Below are 10,325 nucleotides of genomic sequence, written 5' to 3'. Positions count from 1 at the left end.
CCATCAACCTCATCACTGAACTCGTCGAACAAGATTCCAACCCTCAAATTGCAAGATCATTTTTAGTTCGGAGAAGATGCTCGCGACGCGCTGCATCTGGCAAGGTTGCTCCGACTGGACGAGATCGTCGAGGTCACGGTCCCTTCGGTAGAACAAGAGGCAGCCCGAGATCTGGTCCGTGCCCGTGAGGATGCTCGCGGGGATCTGATGCGATGCCGACATCGCTTGTCGAAACTTCTTCTGCGGCAGGGCATTGTCTATTCTGGTGGTGCGGCGTGGACTGGTGCGCATGATGTGTGGCTACGAAGTCAGAGGTTCGAGCAGTCGGCGTTGCAGGCCACGTTCGACTCGAACTATGAAGCGATGCTGCTCACCCGAAGCCGCCGTGACCGACTGGATACGGCGATCGAGGAGATGGCGGAGAACAGTCCCTACACGCCGATGGTGCACCGTTTGGGATGTTTACGCGGAATCTCTACTTTGACCGGGTTCGGGTTGGCGGTCGAGATCGGCGACTGGCAGCGATTTACGGGGAGCACCATCGGTTCCTATGTCGGCCTGGTGCCGAGTGAATACTCTTCGGGGACATCACGATCACAGGGTTCGATCACCAAGACCGGCAACGGTCATGCACGTCGGTTGTTGGTCGAGGCAGCATGGCATCACCGCAAGATCTACCGCAACCCTGGACAGGTCATGCGCACTCGATGGGCGAAAGCCAGCCCCGCTGCGCGTGCTCGTGGGCATGCCGGCAACCACCGCCTGCATCATCGGTGGGAGCAGTTCACCGCCCGTAAGAAGCGTCCGGTGATCGCCAATGTCGCCGTAGCCAGAGAACTTGCGGGATGGTGTTGGTCGCTGGCGGTCGTCGACGACCAGCCCTGAGCTTGTCCTTCCCCTAGATTTCGGTCGATAGACAATCGCAAAGGGCGTGATGGCAGCGTGAGGAACGATCTGCGAAAACAACTATGGGCAGCAACAGGTTCCGAAATTGGAACCGATTGCGACGCCCGACCCTAGAGCAGCAGCACCGTTCCTGCCGAACAGTCGTCCTGCGGTAGCCAACCCGCGTATATCAGTCTGACCACGAGTCGTGAATATCGACATGTCACCCGCCGTTCTTCATGTCCGTCGACCGAAACGGAAACGGCCTCGGGAACTGCCGTTCCCGAGGCCGTTTCCACCTGTCCCTTGACAAATTTCTCTACATATCAGTTGTATGAGGAACGGACGTTGGTGACGCGGTGCCGGCAGTTAGCTTCTGGGACACGGCCTGTGTACTACTCCGCGATGATTGTGTCTCTCAACAACTGCGTATCGCTCGCACAGCTTGGCTTGGTGAGCGGCAAACTCGCGAGGTGCCTCCGAAGGCGCTTGGACATGGGCAAGAATGTGGCGAAAGTGAGACTGCCCGAGACCGCTGCCCCGACCAACGGAACGATCTTGGCCGCACTCTTGGCGAAGATCTGCTTGGTCATCTGGACGCCAAGAACTGTCGCGACCTTCTTGACTATCGGATAGATCGTGCCCTTGGTCAGCGCTTGCTGCGGGAGCTTCTTCGCCATCTGCTTCGCGATCAGCGCCGATACTTGCGCTACGCCGGCCTGCGCCGCATTAACCCCAAACATGACGCCGATGAACAGCGTCAGCATGCTTTCGGTCGCGGCGTCCATACCGTCCCCGTCAAACAGATCCGGCCAGCTGTAAATGTAGGCAAGCTTCTGAACAACGCGTAGGAGGTGACCATAGTATTGCGCGACATCGGCAGGGACAGTGCCGAACGCTGCAAATCCACCCGGAATGCCCGCCACAGCCGAGATCGTCGTTACTTTGCCTGTCTCGTACTTGATCACGCTGTTAGCGATCTGGTCGATCACACTCAGCGGAATGTTCGCTTCTGCGGGGGTCGTGGCAATCGCGCGGGCGATCTGGTCGTCGGAACAGAACCGCTTCAACTCGCTGCGGAGAAACGCTTCCCTATCGATCCGTACCCCAGGCATTTGGGCCGTTGCCCGCAAGGTTTGCTCGAACTTCGATATTGGCGCGATCTGATTGCCGTTGGCCATTGGGACAACCTACTGCAGTACTGCACCCGTCCGATTCCGCCGTCCGATTCGTGCCGTCTGGTGCATGCCAAGTTGCTGCAGCGGCTTTTCTTCACTATTTAATTGGCCATCTGCGACAGCGGGGTTGATGCGCGCTGTCAGTGCGAGCATCGCAGCCACGGATCACGGATCTCGGGTGGAGTGCCAGAGAGGTCAACGGAGTCTGTTGTAGACGTGGACCGCGGTGAATGGACCGGGCGTTACTCGTGGCCGGACGTTTTGGTGACCCTTAACGAAATCCTGCGAAGGGCAATTTTCAGCCCATTGCTGCCGGAAATGTGCGGCGATTTCTGATCGATGATTCGCGAAGGCGCCGCAGCGCCGGAATCGGTAAGAGATCGTCGGACGGACGGGCTCGGCCACATGATGTCCAACAGGCCCGCCCACTACGACTAAAGGACTAACCCGAAAGAACTAACTTCTCCGGTAGATGAGGTTTGTCCGATTCGGCTTAGCACAAACCGTCCGGTCTGTGCTAATTTTCCCGGAGCTTTACTTTCCCCCTGTGAGAGGCGTCAATTCGCATGTCCAAGAACACTCGTCGTACCGGAACCATCGCTGCCCTCGTCGGCGCGGCCGCGCTGATCGCGCCGGCCTTCGCCAATGCTGCACCGACCGGTTCGCTCGGCTCCGCAGATCCGGGGGCCGGCTTCTCATGCTCCGCGACGTCGACTGAAACCACCGCCAACGGATGGGGCATCCCGTTCACCGACGAGAAGGATCAGACCGCTTCCTACTCGGCAGAAAACGTCTTCGACAAGGACGGCTCCCTCAAGCTCGAAGTCACCGATGTCACGGATCGCTCCGTCTCGTACCACGCGGCCGGCAGTATCAAGCTCGCCGACGCTGCAGCGAAGGAGATCGGGTTCTCCGAGCGCGCAGTCACCACCAGCGCCGCGTTCCAGCTGCGTCTGACCGGCACCACGAACCCGGCCGACAACGGTTTCACCACTCTGGTGTGGGTCCCGAGCCAGAACGACGCACCCGTTACGACGGACGCCGTGAAGCACGAGAACATCCAGGACGGACTCTGGTGGAGCACCCGCACCATCGGCGGCGCAGCCAAGGGTGTTCCCACCTCACTCGATGCCATCGTCGCAGCCAACCCTGACGCCAAGGTCGAGCACTACGGGGTCAGTGTCGGCACCGGCTCAGCCGCTTCGAGCGTCTTCGTCGATGCCGTGAAGCTCAACGGCTGCACGACCAACTTCGCCAAGAAGGACGCCGACCCCGAGACGGGTACCGGCTCACTCGGCAACATCTTCGGTAGCCTCTCCTGACCTGAGGTTCCACACACAAAAATCAGGCCCACTCTCTCCACGCGAAGAGCGGGCCTGATTTTTACGTGACTGCGAGTGAAGATGGAAAGAGGGCACAGATCGCGCGCCACCCAAGTGTAGCGCTGCTACTCGACGGTGTGTCCCGATCCGGAAGGCCCATTCGGGGTTTTGCGAATGGGTGATGTACACGATGTTGTTCATGAGTAGCCAATATGATTGCAGTAGAACTGATTTCAACGTTTGAGCTGTGTGACGACGCTCTTCGCCGAACTGAGCGTGGTCGCGACCATGGCAGGATGCTGAGATGCGTACGTTGATCGCAGCGGGGGCTGCAACCTTCTTGATTGGTGGTCTTATCTGCGTTGGCTTCGTGCTTTGGTGGCTCGGGCAACCGACCCATTGCTCTTCGTACGCACCTCTGACATCGCAGATCACGGATCCGACCAACTTGCCTACGATCTCCCTCTGCCCTGGCAGTGATGAGAGCCCGACGCTGTATCTCATCGTCGGGCCACTGGCCAGCGCTGCGGTCGGAGCGCTCACCGGGTTCGTTGTCTGGCGCAGCGGAGTTCAGTTGTCGCGCACCCGGTAATTTTCACCCTTCTCACTACCGACCTCGCGGCCTTGCGCTGAAGCGGCATGTGCTTCGCAACGGCACGAAACCCGAATTCACCATGCATGGAGGCGATATCGCAGGTTGTCGAATGCTGGCACATCCGTCGCTACACAGCGGACCTTGCTCTCGCATTGAGATCAGCGCTACACGTCGAGACGCGCCCTCTCACATCCGAAAACTACTGCAGTCCAAGCAGCTTGACAACGCTCTACCGCTACCTGTGAAATTTCTGCCGTGCACCTTTTCTGGACAGTTGCCCTCGTATTCGGCGGTCTCGTTGTTGGTTTCTTGATTTTTGCCTTCGGCTATGAAAAGTGGGCTACGTCCAAGATGATTCGTGAGCGCCGTGCCAGGAACGAAAGACTGCTTGCCCACCAGAAAGCGGAACGGGAGAATCGCGCGTTCTCGTCCGGGCACGACTCAGGGGTGTACGGCGACTACATTCCGGTTGATCCTGAGACTGGCGAGCCGATACGAGTGACGCGACCCGACCGAATCAAGCTCACGACCGACCAGTTCAAGCGGGAGCATCGTAGGGCGCAATGATCTCACCGAGTAGCCACTGACATGGGGGAGGCGGCCTATTCCGTTCCTTCGGGAAGACTTCGCATCGAGGTCTTCCCACGTGCAACGCGCTAGCGGGCAGGCGCGGATTCGACGGATGAAATTGGGCTCACGACCCTGGATACGTCTGTGCCCCGGTAGGTCCATGTCGCGTTTGTGGTGTGAGGTCAGCCGCCCGAACGATCGCTGCAGTAGTTCACTTCAGGTGCCTGTACAGAGTGGTTCGGCCGAAACCGATGATTTCGGCGATGTCGGTCAGATGCATGCCGTTCTCCCGCATCCGTTGTGCCTGTGCGAGTTTCGTGGAGGTCATCTTCGGCGGCCGACCGCCGGTACGTCCACGCGCCCTGGCGGCGGCGAGACCGACCTGAGTCCGTTCCCGGATCAGATTGCGTTCGAATTCTGCCAGTGCTCCGAAGATGGAGAAGATGAGTTTCCCGCCGGAGGTGGTGGTGTCGATCGCTTCGGTCAACGATTTGAAGCCGACTCCGCGGGCGGCGAGATCTTCGACGGTCTGCAGCAGGTGGGGGAGTGAGCGCCCCAACCGGTCCAGGCGCCAGACGACCAGGGTGTCTCCGTCGCGAAGATGCGACAGGAGATCCGTCAGTTGCGGACGGGTCGTGGTTGCACCCGACGCGGTCTCGGTCCAGACCTTGAAACAGCCGGCAGCGCTCAGAGCGTCACTCTGAGCATCGAGCGTCTGATCGGTAGTCGAGACCCTCGCATAGCCCAAAAGTTCACCCATGAGGCAGCAGTGTTCCAGAACTCACCGACAGGCCACATATTGAACCATCGGTTTTGGACACGAGTTTCGGAACGAATCTTCGACCAGCTCACAGAAAATTGCCTCCGACGTTTCAAATACAAGCGTTTATGAAACATGGTTCGGTGACGCCGAAAATCGGGACTGATCGACTGCCGCGACCGCCTGGGGACGCTCGAGCTCGCGTGCGAGGTCATGATCCGCGGGCGACACAGGATAGCCACGATTATTTGATACTTCGGATAACATGAACGCGATATTCATTCGGCATGCAACGAAGAGGAATCCCTGTGGCTGAAATATTCATTCGCCAACTTATCGACGATCTCGACGGGAAACCCATCGACACCGGATTAGGGCACGAGGTCACCTTCTCTTATCAGGGCGTCGATTATCGAATTGATCTTCGGCCCACCAACGCCGACAAGATCGAAGCTGCATTCGCCCCGTACATAAAGGTCGCAGAGAAAGTCTCCGCTGCCGGCAAATCCCGTGTGAAAACCTCGACTGCGACTAAGTCGTCAGGATCCGGTCGATCGGCGGAACAGTTGAAAGCGATTCGGGACTGGGCTGGCAAGAACGGCTTCGACGTCTCCCCGCGCGGGCGGATCAAAGCTGACATCATCGTTGCTTTCGACACCGCACACTGAGCCTTGAGGACAGTGTCGACTCTCACTGGCATCTGCGAGTAGCGCGCTGCAACTCGTAATTCTGGCCCGTGAGACGGACGGATCAAGCGAGCTCGAGATCACCCTCGGCGGCGAATACCAAGCGCCCGTCGTCGAGGGCGATCGCCCACCGCAGCGCCGGTGCCCAATCCCGACCCAGGTCGGTGTCGTCGATGACGGTGTCGGCGAAGTCCTCGACCACGACACCGACCTGCGGTTCGGTATCGCTGGACCGTGATCCGGAGGTCCGGATCACAGTGACCCGGGAACCGACGGCGAAGGGATCGGTGGAGTGAGCGTCGGAATCGGGCATAGGTCTGATTCTGGCAGAGGAGCCGCCACGTCACCTCCTCGCCCAGTGATCACCGGTGTTCCAAATACGGTCGTTCATGAAACACGCACTGGCGAGTTCGAAAATCGGGATTGATCGGTGACGGAGACTGTCGCACCCATATTCAGGGTCGCCGGTGTGATCGGTTTTTAGGTGAGGTTATTACAAAAATGGACGGCAATGTCCGATTTCATAGATGACATAAATGGATCCAACGCCGAATTAAGTAAAGAGGATTAATTAATAGCACCTATCGAGGACTGTTTCGGAGAAGGGTGAAGCGGCGACGGCAGTTCACCTTCGTGATCTGAGATTTCCTTTCGCTACCCTACCGTTGTTTGAGGCGGCACTGCTCAGCGTTGTACTCGTAGTTCACGATGTCGCCCGACCCGATCAAATCGATCGCCTCATCGATCGCTTCCAGTGGTGCTACGTACCATTCGGACGGAACGTACACGCGACCGTTCTTCCCGACCTGTTCGACATTGAGCTTAACCTCGCTGAATACCCGGTGTAGCAAGTGTTCGAGCACCGAGGTCTTTAGATTGTACGTGCGGTAGCTCGCAACGATCTCGACCGGGGCCATCAGATACGTCGGTTGATCCACGGCATGAATAATCCGTTTTTCGACCGTTCCAGTGGTGAATCCAATCTTGTAGAGATCGGTGATCGAAGCGATCTGGGGATCGTCGCTAAGAGATCGCACGATATAGATATAACCGGTATGCTCGTCGTTTTCCAGAATGCTGTCTACCTCGGCCGGGACCACTACGTAAGCGCCTTCGTTTTTTCGTCGAGCTTCGTAAAGGCGTGCGGCCAGCGACCGTCTGTACATGGATGATTCCGTGCCATTCTCGAATATGCACCGCAGCCGTTCCTTGGGCATCCCAGCTGCGTTGGTTTCCGGTTCGCGCACCTCGGCCACGAACGCCATGACGCCAGCCAGAACAAAGAACGCACCCTCTTTGACATACTTTTCGCCAGGAAACTCGACAAGCTTTGAGGCACCAGAAGTGATCTCGTCATGCTTCTGTTTGAAGAGCGGCTCGAATGCGGCAAAGTCCGTGCTCTTCACTCTTTGCGCGACCTCGTCTGGCTCCGTGCGTTGTGCACGAGAAGGTAGGCCCGAGGTGTCGAGTATACCTGTGGTGTCCTCAAGGAGGTCCAGGTCATCGCTGTCGAGCAGTTCGTCGATGGATTGGGGAGGGTCGGGAGCAACGAGCATGTGGAATTCATCGAGGTGCGTCAGCGCAGCAACCTTGTCGTCATCCGCAAGGATTCCGTCGAGTCGAGCGCCGAGCTTTCGTTCCGCAATGTCGTGGGTATCCGACCGCGGGACTTGGGCATGTTGGCGGTAGAAATCGACGATTTCCAGGAACGAGCTCTCCAGCCGATCGCTGGCGGTGACCCTGGCGGCCTTTTCTGGAACGTCAAGGAGTCCGTCGTCGTCTGAGTCGAAAATGCTCTGTAGGTTGCTTGATGTCATGCCTGGATCGTCCGTTTCTGCGCTTCGTGCTCACGCTTCTTCTTCTGCAAGAACAGCAGTACCTCGGCGTACCGTTTCTCTGTCGGATCATCACTACGGATGTCCGGCTTTCTGCCCTTGACCTTCGCAAACTGCTGGACCTTTGGCCAGAGCAGACGTGCCTCCTCGTCGGTGACCTCGATCCGGGTCGCCGTGATCGTGTCCTGGATGATCCGCAGTACCTGCGGGGTGACTGACTTCGAAAGCACTTCGAAGGCCCTTTGGAACGGATTGACCTTATCTATGAGATTGATGTCGAGGTCATCGATGTTGACGAACTTGTCGGCCATACGAATAAACCGTTTGTCGCCGACCTCACGAACTTCGCCGCTCTTGATCACAGAATCGACCACGACCTGCTGCCGCAGTTCCTCGACCTGAGTTTCGTTCAGATCGGGGTATCTGTCGCGGATGATCTTCGGTATTAGCACCTTGTTTGCCACTTCGGCGTCGAGGTTTCCCGCTGCCGCTTTTGCGAAGGTTTCATCTTGAAGGATCGTCGCCTTCAGATCGTTCAGGTCAGTCGCGACAATCTGTTTGACTCGCTCGGACGTTGGCTCCTTGAACCCCTTGACCTTGAGTTCACCGGGTTTGGGTTTGTCATCGTCGTTAATCTTCGCCTTGAACGTAAAGTTTGGCGCGAGGACCTGCTCCATCAGTAACGAGGCTGTGATCGCCTTGAGCATATTGTTAACCGACAGCTTGACGTCGTCGGTTGTCGCATCGGGCTGCGCGAGCAGATTGGTGAACTGAGCATGCGGCTTACCTGGACTGTCCCGCGTGACGCGGCCGATAATCTGGATCACTTCGGTGAGTGAAGCGCGGTACCCGACTGTCAGTGCGTGCTCGCAGAAGGGCCAGTCGAAGCCTTCCTTGGCCATGCCTAGCGCAATGATTATGTCGACGGCATTACGGTCTTTCGATGCAATAGTTGAGAGGTAGTGCAGCGTCTCTGCGCGTTTGAGCTGGTCACTATCATCAACGAGGTCCGCAACCCGAAGGATTGTGCCATCTTCGCTTCTTACGTTGAGGATGCCTGATTCTTCCTGGCTGACGATTTCGCCGATCGCGTCGAGGATGAATCCCACCTCCTCGACCTTGTCCTTCGTGGACTCACCGCTGTTGACGTTTGGGATATGGATGAGCGTCTTCTTGTCCGGATCGAGAATCTCATGGATGGCGTTCGTGTAACGACCCTGATAGAAGTGATGCCCGATTCCCAGTGATTTCAGGTGCTCGTACCCGTTGAGCTGGTCATAGTAGTTGAATGTGACCGGCGTGAACTTCGCTTCATCTTCCGGCAATAGGACCGGGACCGTATCACCGCGGAAATAGGAACCGGTCATCGCGACGATATGCGCGTCCGATTCAGTCATCACCCCCTTGAGCAGTTCGCCGAGCCGACTGCTTGCCGTGTCCGCGGAGACATGATGGAACTCGTCGATCGCAAGCACGGCGCCATTGAACGCAGACGCAGGGAGCTTCTCGTGGGCAAAACGAAGCGTCGCGTGTGTGCATACCAAGACGGCATCCGGCCCTGCGAGGAAATCGATGAAATGCTGGACCTTTCCCGCCGGTCCACCAGGGGTGCACAGATTGTTGCGCGGCTCGACTTCCCAGTCGGCCCAGAATCCGTTACGGGTGAGTTCCGTACTTGCAAATGATCCACCGATTGAGCGTTCAGGAACAGCGACGATGACCTTCTTGCGGTCCTGGTTATACAGCTTGTCGAGCGCGATGAACATCAACGCACGTGACTTGCCTGAGGCGGGCGGCGCCTTCAACAACAGGTATTGCGCCGCGCGCTCAACGAATACGCGTTGCTGCATCTCCCGCATCCCGAGCTGGTCAGTGTTGACGCTATTTCCGGTCTGTGCGTACGTGACGTCGACGATATTGGCTGGCTTTTTCAAAACGCTCACTTTTTCGTCTCCTTGCTGACCATTTGTTCATACATACCGAACAGGTACGACAACCGATCCTCATCGGAATCGAAGCCGCGCTTCCGGTAAATCGCATCGACGACCGCATCGAGCTCCAGGTGGGACACCCGGAGATCATCAGGCATGAGGTCCGGATCGTAGAGCTCAGCCAGCGTTTTTTCTGAATGGTACTCCCGAACGTCCAGCACACGGAATGCCGCCGCAGTCATCTGCTCCTTCTGTGGCTGCGATAACGTCGGTACTGGAAAGTTGTTGTAGACGATGGTATTTGAATACTGGTAGTCGTCGTTGAACCGCCCCGACACCACGTTGGTCCATGCCATGTGCATCTTCGACGTAAGCAACGCGAATGTCCAGGGGTGTGCGTCATAGACCGCAAAGGCCTTGTTAGAGATCACCGTATCGGCGTCGAGGTAGCCGATCGGGATGTAGTCGCGACGCTCGGAAGAGATGCTAGTGCGGCGTGGGATAAATAATTAGACAGTTGGATTTGCGATACTTGCTTGTATGCGAGTTGCGCCTTTGGTTTT

Annotated in this window: 8 protein-coding genes and 2 pseudogenes; 4 read left to right on the top strand and 6 right to left on the bottom strand. The window is 57.5% G+C overall.

All coding sequences use genetic code 11. The features are described from left to right. Positions 1-75 precede the first annotated feature (75 nt). Positions 76-885, top strand: a pseudogene (locus V3587_RS30545) (IS110 family transposase); the annotation flags it as partial. A gap of 395 nt (positions 886-1,280) precedes the next feature. Here the strand turns inward: V3587_RS30545 and V3587_RS30540 are convergent. Next, positions 1,281-2,066, bottom strand: a complete 786-nt coding sequence (locus tag V3587_RS30540; RefSeq protein WP_047270446.1) for a membrane protein — start codon at positions 2,064-2,066, stop codon at positions 1,281-1,283. A 563-nt stretch (positions 2,067-2,629) separates the two neighbouring features. Here V3587_RS30540 and V3587_RS30535 point away from each other — a divergent pair. Together V3587_RS30535 and V3587_RS30530 are read left to right on the top strand one after the other, a co-directional pair. Continuing rightward, a complete protein-coding gene (locus V3587_RS30535; RefSeq protein WP_193594694.1) occupies positions 2,630-3,385 on the top strand; it encodes a hypothetical protein in 756 nt (251 codons plus the stop codon). A gap of 850 nt (positions 3,386-4,235) precedes the next feature. After that, positions 4,236-4,547: a hypothetical protein gene (locus V3587_RS30530; RefSeq protein ID WP_283377709.1), complete on the top strand. Its 312-nt coding sequence runs from the start codon at positions 4,236-4,238 to the stop codon at positions 4,545-4,547. Between the two features lie 214 nt (positions 4,548-4,761). On the opposite strand, the gene V3587_RS30525 is transcribed toward V3587_RS30530, so the two are convergent. Next, positions 4,762-5,310 (bottom strand): recombinase family protein, encoded by a 549-nt coding sequence (locus tag V3587_RS30525; RefSeq protein WP_193594693.1) that lies wholly within the window; start codon positions 5,308-5,310, stop codon positions 4,762-4,764. Between the two features lie 308 nt (positions 5,311-5,618). Here V3587_RS30525 and V3587_RS30520 point away from each other — a divergent pair, with 308 nt between their 5' ends. Further along, complete coding sequence (locus V3587_RS30520) at positions 5,619-5,978, top strand: histone-like nucleoid-structuring protein Lsr2 (RefSeq protein ID WP_283377710.1); 360 nt, start codon at positions 5,619-5,621, stop codon at positions 5,976-5,978. Between the two features lie 82 nt (positions 5,979-6,060). Here V3587_RS30520 and V3587_RS30515 read toward each other — a convergent pair whose 3' ends face one another. From V3587_RS30515 to V3587_RS30500, 4 genes and pseudogenes are all read right to left on the bottom strand, one after another. Then, a complete protein-coding gene (locus tag V3587_RS30515) occupies positions 6,061-6,309 on the bottom strand; it encodes a hypothetical protein (RefSeq protein WP_193594691.1) in 249 nt (82 codons plus the stop codon). Between the two features lie 346 nt (positions 6,310-6,655). Beyond that, positions 6,656-7,813, bottom strand: coding sequence for a GIY-YIG nuclease family protein (locus tag V3587_RS30510; RefSeq protein ID WP_193594690.1), 1,158 nt, complete (start codon positions 7,811-7,813; stop codon positions 6,656-6,658). Next, a complete protein-coding gene (locus V3587_RS30505) occupies positions 7,810-9,774 on the bottom strand; it encodes a DEAD/DEAH box helicase (RefSeq protein WP_193594689.1) in 1,965 nt (654 codons plus the stop codon). Before V3587_RS30505 ends, V3587_RS30510 begins: the two co-directional genes overlap by 4 nt. Then, a pseudogene (locus tag V3587_RS30500) lies at positions 9,771-10,271 on the bottom strand (type IIL restriction-modification enzyme MmeI); the annotation flags it as partial. The pseudogene V3587_RS30500 and the gene V3587_RS30505, both read right to left, overlap by 4 nt. Positions 10,272-10,325: the final 54 nt, after the last annotated feature.

The organism is Rhodococcus sp. IEGM 1306 (genome assembly GCF_036541985.1).
GTDB lineage: Bacteria > Actinomycetota > Actinomycetes > Mycobacteriales > Mycobacteriaceae > Rhodococcus_F > Rhodococcus_F qingshengii.
This window is presented reverse-complemented; position numbering and strand designations above follow the sequence as displayed.